This is a genomic window from Pseudomonas sp. GW823-FHT02F05 (assembly GCF_058797315.1).
Genome location: NZ_JBXAJM010000035.1, coordinates 1 through 14,325 on the forward strand (window position 1 = coordinate 1; position 14,325 = coordinate 14,325).

13 protein-coding genes are annotated in these 14,325 nt (G+C 60.4%); 7 read left to right on the forward strand and 6 right to left on the reverse strand.

Translation table 11 applies throughout. The features are described 5' to 3' along the window. Positions 1–114: 114 nt before the first annotated feature. Entirely contained in the window at positions 115–735 is a 621-nt protein-coding gene (locus AC1RAC_RS27265; RefSeq protein WP_034127075.1) for a transglycosylase SLT domain-containing protein, read from the reverse strand. A 78-nt stretch (positions 736–813) separates the two neighbouring features. Continuing rightward, entirely contained in the window at positions 814–1,782 is a 969-nt protein-coding gene (locus AC1RAC_RS27270; RefSeq protein ID WP_089042767.1) for a hypothetical protein, read from the reverse strand. 203 nt (positions 1,783–1,985) lie between these two features. Here AC1RAC_RS27270 and AC1RAC_RS27275 point away from each other — a divergent pair, with 203 nt between their 5' ends. Beyond that, entirely contained in the window at positions 1,986–3,482 is a 1,497-nt protein-coding gene (locus AC1RAC_RS27275; protein WP_014717983.1) for a PAS domain S-box protein, read from the forward strand. A gap of 102 nt (positions 3,483–3,584) precedes the next feature. Beyond that, positions 3,585–3,857: a DUF1652 domain-containing protein gene (locus AC1RAC_RS27280; protein WP_003190355.1), complete on the forward strand. Its 273-nt coding sequence runs from the start codon at positions 3,585–3,587 to the stop codon at positions 3,855–3,857. On the opposite strand, the gene AC1RAC_RS27285 is transcribed toward AC1RAC_RS27280, so the two are convergent. From AC1RAC_RS27285 to AC1RAC_RS27295, 3 genes are all read right to left on the reverse strand, one after another. Beyond that, the gene (locus AC1RAC_RS27285; protein WP_034127072.1) at positions 3,820–5,013 is read right to left on the reverse strand and encodes an MFS transporter; all 1,194 of its coding nucleotides are present in this window, start codon (positions 5,011–5,013) and stop codon (positions 3,820–3,822) included. The genes AC1RAC_RS27280 and AC1RAC_RS27285 overlap by 38 nt on opposite strands. An 88-nt stretch (positions 5,014–5,101) precedes the next feature. Continuing rightward, on the reverse strand, positions 5,102–5,410 hold the full coding sequence (locus AC1RAC_RS27290) for an RcnB family protein (RefSeq protein WP_054895758.1): 309 nt from the start codon (positions 5,408–5,410) through the stop codon (positions 5,102–5,104). A 217-nt stretch (positions 5,411–5,627) separates the two neighbouring features. Continuing rightward, positions 5,628–6,119 (reverse strand): REP-associated tyrosine transposase, encoded by a 492-nt coding sequence (locus tag AC1RAC_RS27295; RefSeq protein WP_054922054.1) that lies wholly within the window; start codon positions 6,117–6,119, stop codon positions 5,628–5,630. 269 nt (positions 6,120–6,388) lie between these two features. Between AC1RAC_RS27295 and AC1RAC_RS27300 the strand changes: the two genes are divergently transcribed. The 4 genes from AC1RAC_RS27300 to AC1RAC_RS27315 all read left to right on the forward strand — a co-directional run bounded on the left by AC1RAC_RS27300 (position 6,389) and on the right by AC1RAC_RS27315 (position 11,431). Then, complete coding sequence (locus tag AC1RAC_RS27300) at positions 6,389–6,946, forward strand: helix-turn-helix domain-containing protein (protein WP_072448734.1); 558 nt, start codon at positions 6,389–6,391, stop codon at positions 6,944–6,946. Positions 6,947–6,957: 11 nt separating this feature from the next. Continuing rightward, positions 6,958–8,304 (forward strand): glutamine synthetase family protein, encoded by a 1,347-nt coding sequence (locus AC1RAC_RS27305; RefSeq protein WP_089042770.1) that lies wholly within the window; start codon positions 6,958–6,960, stop codon positions 8,302–8,304. 19 nt (positions 8,305–8,323) lie between these two features. Further along, complete coding sequence (locus AC1RAC_RS27310) at positions 8,324–9,424, forward strand: DNA alkylation repair protein (protein ID WP_089042771.1); 1,101 nt, start codon at positions 8,324–8,326, stop codon at positions 9,422–9,424. Between the two features lie 147 nt (positions 9,425–9,571). Further along, a complete protein-coding gene (locus AC1RAC_RS27315; RefSeq protein ID WP_072448741.1) occupies positions 9,572–11,431 on the forward strand; it encodes a DUF3857 domain-containing transglutaminase family protein in 1,860 nt (619 codons plus the stop codon). Between the two features lie 132 nt (positions 11,432–11,563). Here AC1RAC_RS27315 and AC1RAC_RS27320 read toward each other — a convergent pair whose 3' ends face one another. Further along, positions 11,564–12,457, reverse strand: coding sequence for a LysR family transcriptional regulator (locus AC1RAC_RS27320; RefSeq protein WP_034127066.1), 894 nt, complete (start codon positions 12,455–12,457; stop codon positions 11,564–11,566). 128 nt (positions 12,458–12,585) lie between these two features. On the opposite strand from AC1RAC_RS27320, the gene AC1RAC_RS27325 reads away from it, so the two are divergent. Then, the gene (locus AC1RAC_RS27325) at positions 12,586–14,253 is read left to right on the forward strand and encodes a GMC family oxidoreductase (RefSeq protein ID WP_072448753.1); all 1,668 of its coding nucleotides are present in this window, start codon (positions 12,586–12,588) and stop codon (positions 14,251–14,253) included. The last annotated feature ends 72 nt before the right edge of the window (positions 14,254–14,325 follow it).

A 14,325-nucleotide genomic window follows, 5' to 3' on the forward strand; every position in this document is an offset into this window, starting at 1 on the left:
CCCCCCCCCCCCCCCCCCCCCCCCCCCCCCCCCCCCCCCCCCCCCCCCCCCCCCCCCCCCCCCCCAGCTCCCACATTGAATCTGCATGCATTCAGAGGTCGCCGTGTCGACCCTTTACAACCAATGCCAGAACCGGCTCCAGAACCCGCGCCCCAACTCATCCTTGCACCCGGCATATTGGCGCGCATACATCTGCGAACGCGCCTGTACCTTGCTCGCTACCGGCGGCAGCCAGGCTTTGCTGGCATAGGTGCGCTGGCGGTAGCCGCCCCAGCCTTCGTGGTAGTTCAGGTACTGGCCGTAGGCATCGTATTTGTAGACGCCGTTGATGGTGTAGGTCTTGTCCATGTACCAGCCGATAAAGTCGATCGCGTCGTCGAAGTCTTCGCGATCAGCGCCGCTGCGGCCGGTGGCTTTGCGGTAGTCGTTCCATACTTCATCCTTGGCCTGGGCATAGCCGGAAGCGGTGGAGACGCGGCCCCATGGGATGATCCACAGCAGGTATTTACGCGGGGTCTTGGCGTCGTGGCGAAAGCCCGACTCCTGATACATGATGGCAAACGGCACCTGGATCGGTACGCCCCAGCGCTTTTGCGTGACCTTGGCGGCGTCGTACCAGTCGTCTTTTTCGCGGAAGATACCGCAGAGGTCGTTGGGCGTGCGTGGCGGCGAGGTGCCGCACGCCGCCAACAGGGAAGTGAGTAATAACAGTCCGACGGCTTTGCCTGCGCTCAAGGGTCACCTTTGTGGGATAAGGGTAAAATGCCAGCATTTTACCCCTTCACACCGGCGGCGTCCTTGCCGCAGACATCTTTAAGCCAAAGGCACGCGACGGGTAGTCAGCGCGATACGACCAATAAAGAAGCTCAACGCCGCACCCAACAGCAGCATGGCCAAGGTGCTCCAGGCCGCGCGGGACAGTTGCTTGGCAGCGACTTCACCGGCTTCACGGGCTTTCTGTTCAGCCTGCTTTTTCAGCTCATCAACCTTTTGCATGGCTTGCTGATAAGCCTGGGCATAGTTGTCGACGATCTGCGTGGCTTCTTCTTTGCTCTTGCCAGTGCGGGCCGCGACGATGTTGACCAGCGCCTCTTTATCCGCTGCATTCAATGCTGGCTCGCCGGACGCTTTCACACGTTCGAACCATTGCTTGAGCTCATCACCGGCCTGGGCAGGATTGGTCGCTGCATCGGTAGCCGACTGCTTGCCATCGACAGCTGCCTGATCGGCTTTCTGCTCGACATTGGCAGGGTCCAGTTCAGCCTTGCCGCTCTGCTTGAGCAAGGTATCCAGTTGGCCTTGCAGGCTGTTCCAGTCCAACTCGATGCCCTGCTCGTTCAACTGTTGCTTGATGCTATTGCCAATCCCCGGCGCGGCGGCAGCAATGCCACTGCCCGCAGCAGACAGACCTTTACCCACCACGTTGCCGGCCGTACCGACCACGCTGGAAGCCAGGCCCGCCAACAGCCAAGTGGTGAGCAAGGTGGTCAAGGTCCAGGTCAGCACCCCATGCAGGCCGCCACGATCCGGCGCGGTGCGGCCGGCCACGAACGCGCCCAACGCGATGGCGACCAGAGTCGATACAAACAACCAGATACCCGCACCCGTGCCAAAACCGCTCAACGGGTTGCCCGCTTCCATCGGGTCAACGGCACTGGCGCCAATGGCGGTGCCCAACACACTCAAGACCAGGTAGGTGACCAGTGCGATTGCACTACCGGCCAATACCGAGCTCCACGACACTCGAAACAGCGATCGATTGGTTTCATAGACAGTGGTCATACAAAGGTCCTTTTCAAATTGAGGAGCAAGGCAATGTGCCTTGATGGGTGTGAGTGTGGCGAAACGACATACGTTCAGTCCTGGCCCATATGCACCAGGTGGTCTGGTGCATTCGCACTGCCCCGTGGGTAATTACTCTGCACTATCCTGAAGCCAGGATGTCGTAACCCAATGTGCCTTGCCCTGCCCTAATCGGAGACGTTATGACCCAGGATGTTCTCGCCAAAGAAACCAACCGCCGCCAACTGCAAACCATCATCTCCGGGCTGTCCGACGGTGTGATTCTGGCCGAGGTCGACCAGACCATTCTCTGGGCCAATGAAGCGGCGTTGACCATGCATGGGGTCAGCGAGGTCAAGGAACTGGGCGCCAATACCGAGGCGTACGCCAAACGCTTTGCCCTGCGCTATCGCAACAACCATCCCTTGCCACTGGACAGCTACCCCCTCAGCCGCGTGGCTGCCGGCGAAGAGTTCAGCGATGTGGTGGTGGAAGTCACACCCGCCGACGACGAACACCGCAGTTGGGTACATCGCCTGCGCAGCCTGGTGCTGACCGATGCCCAGGGTGAACCTGAGTTGCTGGTACTGATCCTCAGCGACGCCACCGAATGGGCCAGCGCCGAGCAACGCTTTGAGAAAACCTTCAACGCCAACCCGGCGCCCGCGGTGATCTGTCGCCTCAGCGACCTGCGCTACATCAAGGTCAACCAGGGTTTTCTGGAGATGACCGGCTACAACCGCGACCAGGTCATCGGCAAATCTGTGTATGAACTGGATGTGCTGGAACAGGCCGAGCGCAAGGACCTGGCGATCCAGCGCCTGGGCGAAGGCGCGACCATCCCGCAGATGCAGGCCGAACTGAGACTGCCCGAAGGTGGCAGCAAACTGGTGATCGTCGCCGGCCAACCGTTGGACATGAACGAGGAAGACTGCATGCTGTTTTCCTTCACCGACCTGGAGCCTCGGCGCAAAGCCGAGATCGCCCTGCGCCAGAGCGAAGAACGCTTCGCCAAATCCTTCCGCCTGACGCCCGTGCCGACCCTGGTATGCAGTGCCGACAACCGCCAGGTAGTAGACATCAACGAAGCCTTCATGAGCATCACCGGCTACATCAGCGAGGAATTGATCGGCAAATCCATCGAAGACATCAACTTCATCGACAGCCCCCAGGCCGGCGCGCAGTTGTTCGCCACCCTGGAAAAAGCCGGCAACCTTGAAGGCCAGGACCTCAAGGTGCGCAAGAAAGGCAACGAGGTGATCGACTGCGTGGTATCCGCCGACACCGTGATTATCCAGGACGTCCCCTGCTACCTGATGGTGCTGATGAACATCACCGAGCGCAAACGCTCGGAGCTGGAACTGGTGGCGGCCATCGAGGAAGTCATGCAGGACGCGTCCTGGTTCAGCCAGACCCTGATCGAGAAGCTGGCCAACGCCAAGAGCGTCAACAGCCCCAACCTGCCGAATGTTTCCTTCACCGACCTCACCGCCCGCGAGCGCGATGTATTGGGCCTGATCTGCGAGGGCCTGGCGGACAAAGAAATCGCCTCGCGCCTGAAACTGGCGCCCAACACCGTGCGTAACCATGTGGCCACGGTGTATTCCAAGCTGGGGGTGCACAGCCGTAGTGCTGCGATCGTCTGGGCTCGTGAACGCGGGCTGTTTGCCGGTGATTTGCGCCTGAAAAACAAGCCCTGACCCTGCAAATGCACTAGTGCGTCTAGTGCGAATTCGCCTTATTGAGCGGCGGTGCAAGCAATAACCTTCAAGGGATCGTATTTATGCCTAGAAGGAACCCGCATGTTTACCCTCTCTCAGCTGCGCAACTGCATCGAAGAAGGCCTGTCACCGCTGACGTGCGAATTCACCCTGTGCCGGGACGCGTCCTTGACCCTCAAGGTCTACGATGCCGAGACCGGCCGCGTCGACCTGGTGGTTACTGGCATCAGCACCAACCGCCTGCAGACCCCGCAGGAAGTAGCGAAAATGGTGGATGAATTGCGCTACGAGCTGCAAAGCAACAACGTCGGCAAGCTCACGCTGGATGATTTGCCTTTATCGCCGCTCCCATGAAATAAAACACCCCGCCGGCAACGATAAACGCCCCCAGCATGTAGAACATGTAATGGGCCGGCAGGCTGGCCAACACCAGCCCACACAGCACCGGCCCCAGCGCCGCACCGAGGTTGGACAGGTTTTGCGCCCCGTAATACATGCCCCGCAGGTGGTCCGGGGCAATTCGGTCGATAAACATGTATTCGGCCGGAAACACGATGATCTCCCCGACGGTGAACACCGCCATCGCCAGCACCCAGCCCACCACGCTGGTGGACAGCCCGAAGCCAATCAACCCCAGCATGAACATGCTCAAGCCAGCGATCAGCCACTGGCTCAGGTAACGGTGCGAGATGCGCCGGCCAATCAAGTACTGCAAGGCAATCACTAGCACGGCGTTGGTGGTCAGCACCGCGCTGATCACCGTGTAGGTGTATTCGGCGGTCGTGGTGGTCACCAGGTATTGCGACAGATAGGCCGTGAACTGGCCGAACACCACCGCGCTGAGTAAACCGCCGAGGGTGAAGCACACTAGGCGACGGTCCTGCAGCAAAACGCGGGCGACGGCAAGGAACGGCAGCGGCTTTTGCGTGGCGTCCACCGTGGCCAAGTTACGGTCACCCCAGCGCCCGTACAGCAGAAAAAACCCCAGCCCCAACAGCGCCGACAGAATAAACGGCAGGCTGATATCCAGCTTGGCCACCATCGCGCCAAAGAACGGCCCCACGGCATAGCCGATATTGGTAAGCGTGTATTTGATGGAAAACACTTCGCTGCGCGCGTCTTCGGGCAGCAGGCTGGCGAAGCCGGCTTTCACCGCAATATCGATGACGGCGTAGGCCAGGTTGATCAGGATCAGGCAGCCATAGAACGACCAGATATTTTGCGCCAGCACCGTGCCGATAAACCCCAGCACAAACACCAGGCTCAAGCCGAGCAACAGGCGATAGCTATTGATGCGGTCGACCAGGAAACCACCGTAGACACTGAGTAGCGAACCGACGATCAGCGAACTGCCGATTACCAGGCCGACCTGGGTAATGTCCAAGGCGAAATGGCTGGTGAGGTAGATCACGAGATAAGGAAAAGTGATGGCCTTGGCCAGCGTAAGCAGCAACGTGGCGCACAGCAACAGGTTCACGGTGCGGGGGTAGTTTCTGATGGTGGCAAGCATCCTGCTCTCGTTCTTCAAAGGTAACGCGACCATTGCGGTCGGTTACCTTAACGCAAGAAACATGAAACGAGCAGATGCCCCGGCGGGATTATTTCTTGACTGGCGTAATCTCGAGGATGGTGCCGTTGGTGGTCTTGAGCAGGACGTACTTGTCGCCTACGCGCGCCCACTGGCTTTCTTCTTCGGGCTGCTTCAGGCCGCGCTTTTTCCAATCGCTGATGGCCGACTCCTTGCGCATCAGGATATCCGGAGCGCGGTCGCCTTCTTTCAAATCACGAGCGTTGATGTTTGAAGGTTGCACGGTTTCCTGAGGGGTATCGCCGGCCTGCACTACAGCGCTGACGGAGGAAAAGCTGGCAGCGACCAGCAGGCAAGCGGCTAAGGTTTTCGACTTCATGGGTGCTCCTTCAATTAATGGTGCGTACCCAGATTCCGACCGCGGCGGCGCGTAATCATTCAGCCGTATTTCCCTGTGGCCAGAGATTGCTCCCGCTGGGCTGCGCAGCGGCCCCAATCCATTCACCGCATGTTTTCAGTGGGTACGCGGTCGGGCTTTTTGGGGCAGCTTCGCGGCCCAGCGGGAGCAAGCTCCCTCGCCACAGGGGGGTACACCGTTATAGCCAGGCGGCGTCCCAGAGCGAGTAGTCGCCAACATGCTCGACCAGTCCGGCTCGCAGTGGGTTGGCGATGATGTAGCGAGCAGCCTTGATAAGGTCTTCATCGGCCCGCACCGCACGATCATGATAGCCGTACTGCCAAAAAGCACCGTGCGTGCGACGGGCTCGGTTGATGGTCAGTGTGCTGCGCGACTTCACCCGTTTCATCACTTCAGGCAGCGTCGCGCCTCGCAATTCAAATAACCAGTGAAGGTGGTCCGGCATAATGCCCCAAGCCAGCGAGTTGACCAGTCCAAGGTCATGGGCTCGTTTGAGCTCGGCAACCAATAGCCGCCCCAGGTAAAGATCGGCAAATACCGGGCGACGTTGATAAACCACGGCAGTCACCAAATAAGCTCGACCAGGTTCTGAATAACGGCCACGTCGCAACAAATGAGAGTTGGGCTTGTGAAGCAATCCTTTGCTCCCCTGAATGGTTGAATGGTCCATTCAACCTAGCAGGCACCTGAGATGTCCCTGCCCAATACAGTTTCCCCATATTTCCCAATCCTTTGTGGCGAGGGAGCTTGCTCCCGCTGGGCTGCGCAGCAGCCCCAAAAAGCCACACCGCGCATCCACTGAACGCATGCGGTGAATGGGTTGGGGCCGCTTCGCTGCCCAGCGGGAGCAAGCTCCCTCGCCACAAGGGTTTGTGCATAGGGTTTGCGAGCGTGAAAATAATCGTGTAATTTTTCATGAAATTATTCGAATTAAATTTCATGACCCCTCAAGAAGAACTCGCCACCCTCGCGGCGCTGATCCACGACCTGCGCAAGCACAAGAAGCTCACCCTGGCCCAACTTGCGCAAAAAATCGAACGGTCGGTGGGGTTTCTGTCCCAGGTCGAACGTGGCCTGTCGCGCCCGACCGTGGCCGATTTAACCGCCATCAGCCACGCCCTCGATGTGCCCACCACCTATTTCTACAGCCTGCCCAAACCCAAGGCGGTGGATTGGGTCACACGCCCCAACGAGCGGCGCACGGTGTATTACGCCAATGGCATCACCGACATCCTGGTGTCGCCGAGCATGAACGGTGCGTTCTCGATGCTTGACAGCCTGTTGGCCCCCGGTGCCAACAGCGGCGAACAGAGCATGAGCGACCGTGCCGAACAGGCCGGATTTGTGCTCGAAGGCGAGTTGACCCTGTGGGTGGATGACGAAGCCGCGCCAGTCACCCTCAGCCCCGGCGACAGTTTCCACCTCGCCAGTTTCGCCCACTGCCGCTACGCCAACCTGACCGACCTGCCCGCCCGCGTCTTGTGGGTTTACAACTAGGAGCTGCACCCGTGAAAAGCCATTCCTCCACGTTGCTGGCCGAAGTACGCAGCTTTCGCCAGAACCACCCCGACGTGCGCTATGTCGACCTGATCGCCCTAGACATTCCCGGGCATTTCTACGGCAAGCGCTACCCCGTGGAGATGCTTGAAAAAGTCGCCGCCGGCAGCCCGCTGAAGCTGCCGCAGAATGCGGTATTGCTGGGGGTCCAGGGGGGGTTGTTCAAGATTGGCGACTACTGCTTCAACGATGGCGACCCGGACGCCAATCGCCGATTGGTGCCCGGCACGCTCAAACCGGTGAACTGGGAGTCGCAGCCATTGGGGCAAATGCTCATCACCTCGGACGGCACCGAAGCGCCCATCGAGTTCGAACCCCGCGAAGTCCTGGCCAAGGTCCTGGAACGCTTGCAGCATCAGGGCATTCATCCCGTGGTGGCGTTTGAGCTGGAGTTCTACCTGTTCGATAAACAGCTGGAAAACGGCCTGCCGCAATTCGCCCGCGACCCGCTCAGTGGGGATGCCGACGACCAGCCCAACCTGCATATCGAACGGCTGTCGCGTTTCAGCGACGTGCTCGACGACATGGCGCAAACCGCCAAGGACCAAGGCATCGACATCACGGTGATCACCGCCGAGATCGGCCCCGGCCAGTTCGAGATCAACTTCGGCCACTGCGATGACGGCCTGCGCGCCGCCGACTGGGCCGCCCTGTTCTGCCGCAGCACCCGTGGCGTTGCGCTCAAGCATGGTTACCGCGCCAGCTTCATGGCCAAACCCTATCTGCAATTTCCCGGCAGCGGCATGCACGTGCATGTCAGCCTTTACGACGCAGCGGGCAATAACTTGCTAGCGGCCCATCAGCAGCAGCCATTGCGCCACGCCGTAGCCGGTTGCCTGGAATTGCTGCCCCACTGCATGCCGATCTTCTCGCCCAACCACAACGCCTTCCGTCGCCTGGGCGGCACGGTCAACGCTGCGACGCGGGCGAGCTGGGGCTTTGAAGACCGCGATGCCTGTGTGCGTATCCCCGAGTCCGACCCGCGCAACCTGCGGATCGAGCACCGCCTGGCCAGCGCCGATGCCAACCCTTACCTGGTGCTGGCGGCAATCCTGGTGGGCCTGGAGCACGGGCTTGATGCCAAGCGCGAACCCATCGCGCCATTGAACGAAGACCGCAACAGCGGCACCGATTTCCCGGTGGAAATGCTCGACGCCGTGCGTGCCATGCAGCAGCAACCAATACTGCGCGACAAGCTGGGCGCGGAATTTGTCGAAGTGTATTGCGAGAACAAACGCCAGGATCACCTGGCATTTCAACAAGAGATCCATGCGCGAGAATATCGCTGGTTTCTCTGACCCCACCATGGAAATGCAGATGAGCGACCAAGCCGCCCCGGCCCTCAAGGAAATCTTCAACATCGAACGCCTGCAACACATCGCCACCGAAATGACTGTGGTGTACCCGGCGTTCGACGCCAAGGGTTTTCTCCAGCACGCTTGCGTCGGGCTGGCCGAGTTATCGGTGATGCAACGCATGGCCCGGGTCAGCGAGAGCCTGCACGCGGTGATCCCGCTGGATTATGCGCAAACCCTCAAGCTGCTTTACGCTCTGGCACCGCGCATCAACAGCGGCTTTGTCAGCCTGTTCCTGGCGCATTACGTGGCGAGTTATGGCCTGGGTGATTTCAAACGTTCAATGGCCGCGCTGAAGTTTTTCACCACCTTTGGTTCGGCCGAGTTCGCCATTCGCCACTTCTTACTGCACGACTTCGAGCGCACCTTGGCAGTGATGCAGCAATGGTCGCTGGATGGCAACGAACACGTACGCCGCCTGGCCAGTGAAGGCTCACGCCCTCGCCTGCCTTGGTCGTTTCGCCTCGCCAACGTGCAGGCCAACCCCAAGTTATGTGCGTCGATCCTGGATAACCTCAGGGCCGACAGCAGCCTCTATGTGCGCAAGTCGGTGGCCAACCACCTCAATGACATCACCAAGGACCACCCCGACTGGGTGCTCAATGTGATCGAAGGCTGGAACCTGGCCAACGCCCACACCGCCTGGATCGCTCGCCATGCGTTGCGCAGCTTGATCAAGCAAGGCGACACCCGCGCGCTGACGATCATGGGGGCCGGAGCCAAGGCTGAGGTGACGATCCGTGGACTGAGCGTCACCCCCGCCGTGATCCGATTGGGCGAGCGGATCAATCTGTCATTCCAGCTGGAATCCACCGCCAACCACGCGCAAAAACTGGTGGTGGACTACGCCATCGACTACGTAAAAAGCGCTGGCCACAGCGCATCCAAAGTGTTCAAGCTCAAGGCTTTTACCTTGGGCGCCGGCGAACGGCAGACCATCAACCGCGAGCAGCACATCCGCGAATTGACCACGCGCAAGCACTACCCCGGCACGCATCGGATACATGTTTTGATCAACGGTGAACGCCTGGCCAGTGCAGAGTTCGAACTGCTGAAACCTTGACACAAATCAAACAAAAGGCTCTAGCACGGGCCTTTCAGCCCGATAAATTGTCGAACAATCCTGGCCTTTGCCGTTGAGATCCATTATCATCCGGCGCCTTCTCGCTACCCGCCGGGTAGCTGTTTCAATGTGTCACCCGAGGCGCCCATGTACCGTTTTTCGTTTCACCGCCCTTTGATTGCCATCAGCCTGGGGCTGGTTTCCCATTCCGTCAGCGCAGCCCTGCAACCCATAGCCGAAGCCCCGCTGGCCAGTGACACCGAGCTGCACTGCCACTTCAACCGCGACGCCAGCACCGACTGCACCACCACTTACCGCTACACGATCCTCAAGGCCAACGGCCGCGAAATGCTTTCGCGCATCGACTTCGACTACTCCGAAGCCGACACCTTTGAAGTGGTCAGCGCTCAGTCCACCCAGCCTGGCGCCAAGCCCGTCGCCCTGGCCGCCACGCAAATCGATACCCGCAGCGCACCCAACCCGGACCAAGGCTTCAGCCGCGACAAGCAAACCTCCCTGGCCTTCCCCAACCTGCGCGTGGGCACGCAGATCCGCTACACGGTACGCCAGCATTACCCGGCCAAACCGCTGATGACCCAATTCCACTATGTGCTCAAATTCGGGCCCAGCTCAGCCCGCCGCGATCGCTTCAAGGCGCGCTTTACCGCCGAACGGCCGATCCAGTGGCGAAGTGAATTGTTCGACGGTTTCAAGGTAACGCCTTCGAGCAACGGCAAGACCCTGGATGTGGTGCAAAAAGCCCCGACCTACCTCAACTACATCAATGAATCCTCCGCCGCCGCACTACTGCGCGTCCCACGCCTGGAAGTGGGCAGCGCCGTGGACCGCCAGGCGTACTTCGGTGATTTCGCCCAGCGTTACAACCAGATCCTCGGCGCCACCCTGCCGGCGCAAGCCGCCGCCGCCGTGGCCGCCGCACGCAGCCTGGCGCCAGCTGAGCAAGTCGCGGCAATGATGCAGCACATCAATGATCACTACCGCTACCTGGGTGACTGGCGCGCGACCGAGCGCGGCTATGTGCCGTTCAGCCTGGCGGAAATCGAGCAGCACGGCTACGGCGACTGCAAGGACCTGGCGACGCTGCTGACGGCCATGCTCAAAGCCAGTGGCATCAAGGCTGAGACCGCGTGGGTCAGCCGTGGCGACGTGGTCGATGCCTTGCTGATCCCCGGCACCCAGGCGCCGAACCACGCCATCGTGCGTGCCGAAGTGAATGGCCAGGTGTGGTGGCTTGACCCGACCAACCCGGTCTTCGCCCCTGGCCAGACCATGCCCGATATTCAGGACCGCTGGGTGTTGGTCAACGATGCGCAGGGCCAGGTGCGCGAAGAACACATCCCACTGGAGCGCCCCGAAGTCTCGATACGCCTGGACAAACAGGTGCAGTACGGCAAAGAGGGAGATGGCGCGGTCAAGGCGACTATTACCTTCAGCCGCCTGCCGCTGATGCAACTGAGCGTCGCAGACCGCCAGCAAGGCACCACCGCCACCGACCAGAACATCTGCGCCAACTTCGGCAACGATATCAGCGACTGCCAGATCACCCGCGAACCCACCCGCTTTGTGGTACATGACGGCTACAGCGTCACCGCCCGCATGAACGATCAGCGCGCCCTGGAAAAACTGGCCAATGACTATGTCTACACCGACCCGTCCTTGAAAGACCGCTGGGAGGGCTACATCAACTATCGCCGCCAGGGGCAACAGGCCGACATTTATCTGGGCAATCCTGAAACCTATGACTACACCTACACCCTGGCAGGCGGGAAGATGGAAAAAGCCATCCCCGGCTGCAAGGTACGCTCGCCCTGGTACAACCTCGACCTGGACGGAAAACTGGAGAACGGCTCGCTGCGCTATCACTATCGCCTGAGCCAGAAAAAGCGCTGGCTGACCCATGCCGAAGTCACCAGCGATGCGTTCGGAAAGATGATTGAAGAGGCCCGGGCCTGTGCCGAGCAGGTGCATCAGGTAGTAAAGCTCTAGACTGTCCCTGACACACCACGATCCAAATGTGGGAGCTGGCTTGCCTGCGATGACGGCCGGTCAGCTTGCCCATCGGTGACTGACACACCGCCATCGCAGGCAAGCCAGCTCCCACATTTTAATCCGTGTGTGTCAGCGGGATTCGCCGAGCAACAAGCCCTGCTCCCTTGCGCACAGCTCCACCACATAATCCCACAACACCCGCAACCGCACCGACTTGTGCAGCTCCCGGCGCGAACTGATCCAATAGCTGCGCTGGATACCCTCCGCCGGTAGCAACGGCACCAACTCTCCATCCCCAGCCGCCATGAAACATGGCAACACCGCAATGCCCAACCCCGAACGCGCCGCCTGGTGCTGGGCGATCACGCTGGTGCTGTGGAACACCACCCGGGGGCTACGGCAGAAGCTGTTGAGGAACTTCAATTCCTGGCTGAACAGCAGGTCATCGACATAATCGATCCAGGCATGGGCAGAGAGGTCTTCACGTTTTTCGATGGGCGGGTTACGCGCCAGGTAGGCACGGCTGGCGTACAGCGCCAGACGATAATCGGTGAGTTTGCGCGTCACCAGTTGATCGGCGCTGGGGCGTTCCAAGTGAATGCTGATCTCCGCTTCGCGATTGAGGATGCTGACGAAACGCGGCACCGCGACCAGCTCCACCTCCAAACCTGGATAGCGTTCAAACAACCCGCCCATGCGTGCGGCCAGAAACATCACGCCCAGCCCTTCGGCTACACCAAGGCGAATCTTGCCCAGGGGCGCCGCAGAGTGGGTGAGCTCGTCTTCGGCCAGCAGTGCCACGTTTTCCATAGCTTCGGCATGTTTGAGCAATGCTTCGCCGGCAGGCGTCAGTTCATAGCCCTGGGCGTGCTGCACGAACAGCGCCGTGCCGAGGCTTTTCTCGATGGCGTCGATGTGCCGCGCCACGGTGGCATGCGTGGTTTTCAGGCGTTGGGCGGCGGTGAGCAGGCGGCCACTGCGCTGCAACTCGAGAAAAAACCGCAGGTCATTCCAGTCGAACATATCGCCTCCAGAGCCTGGGCCCGCCGGCGTTGTTTAAAAACGCACAGCGGGTGGGTAAAAACTAACATTTTTAAGACGAAAACTAACAACTAGGATGGGCCCAATAAGAAAAACAAGCGAGACCCCAGATGCCCAATGCAACTGCTGAATACGATTACATCGTCGTCGGCGCCGGCCCTGCCGGATGCCTGCTGGCCAATCGTCTGTCCGTCAACCCGGCTCACCGTGTCCTGCTGCTGGAAGCCGGTGGCCGCGACAACTACCCCTGGATCCATATCCCCGTCGGCTATCTGTTCTGCATCGGCAACCCACGCACCGACTGGTGCTTCAAGACCCAACCTCAAGCCGGCCTGCAGGGGCGCGCCTTGAGTTACCCACGGGGCAAAGTGCTGGGCGGCTGCTCGTCCATCAACGGCATGATCTACATGCGTGGCCAGGCCCAGGACTACGATGGCTGGGCGGCGGCGGGCAACGCGGGCTGGGCTTGGAAAGACGTACTGCCGCTGTTCAAACAGAGCGAAAACCATTTTGCCGGCGGCTCTGAATTCCACAACGAGGGCGGTGAGTGGCGCGTCGAGCAACAGCGCCTGTCGTGGCCGATCCTCGATGCGTTTCGTGAAGCGGCTGCCCAAAGCGGCATCGCCAATATCAATGACTTCAACCAGGGCGACAACGAGGGCTGCGGTTACTTCCAGGTCAACCAGAAAGCCGGTGTGCGCTGGAATGCGGCCAAGGCGTTCCTCAAGCCGATCCGCCAGCGCCCCAACCTCACCGTGCTGACTGAGGTAGAGGTTGAGCGTGTGCTACTGGAAAACGGTCGTGCCTCGCAGGTACTGGGACGCCAACACGGCCAGGCACTGAGCTGGAAGGCGCGCAAAGAGATCGTACTGTGCGCCGGCTCGGTGGGTTCGCCGGGCATTCTGCAACGCTCAGGGATCGGCCCTTCCCATGTGCTCAAGCCGCTGGGTATCAACGTGGTGCACGAGCTGCCAGGCGTTGGCGGCAACCTGCAAGATCACCTGCAACTGCGCCTGATCTACAAGCTGGAAAATGCCCGCACCCTGAACCAGATCGCCGGCACATTGTGGGGCAAGATGGGCATGGGCCTGCGCTACCTGTACGACCGCAGCGGCCCGCTGTCGATGGCGCCCAGCCAGCTTGGCGCGTTTGCCCGCTCCGGCCCGGAGCAAACCTCCGCCAACCTGCAATACCATGTGCAGCCACTGTCCCTGGAACGCTTTGGCGAACCGTTGCACGGCTTCCCGGCATTTACCGCGTCGGTCTGCGACCTGCGCCCCCAAAGTCGCGGCCGGGTGGATATCCGTTCGACCAACCCGGCGGATGCGCCGCTGATACAGCCTAATTACCTCAGCCACCCCGAAGACTTGCGCGTGGCCGCCGACGCTATTCGCCTGACCCGGCGCATCGTCGCCGCTCCGGCCCTGAGCCAGTTCAAACCGGTGGAATACCTGCCCGGCGAAGCCCTGCAAACTGAAGAACAACTGCACGAGGCCGCTGCACGGATCGGTACCACGATTTTCCATCCGGTGGGCACCTGCCGCATGGGCGATGACAAAGACGCCGTGGTCGACAGCCAACTGCGCGTACACGGCATTCCCGGCCTGCGCATTGCGGATGCGTCGATCATGCCGCGCATCACCTCCGGCAATACCTGCTCACCCACGCTGATGATCGCGGAGAAGGCCGCGCAGCTCATCCTGTCCCCAAACACTGTAGGAGCGAGCTTGCTCGCGAAAAACCCAACGGCACCGCGCACTACAAGGCACCCCGCGTAATCATTAACGATATTGAAGACGTTGAAAAAATAGCGGCGCCGAGGTCAGCGCCGACAGTGGAACAACAATAAA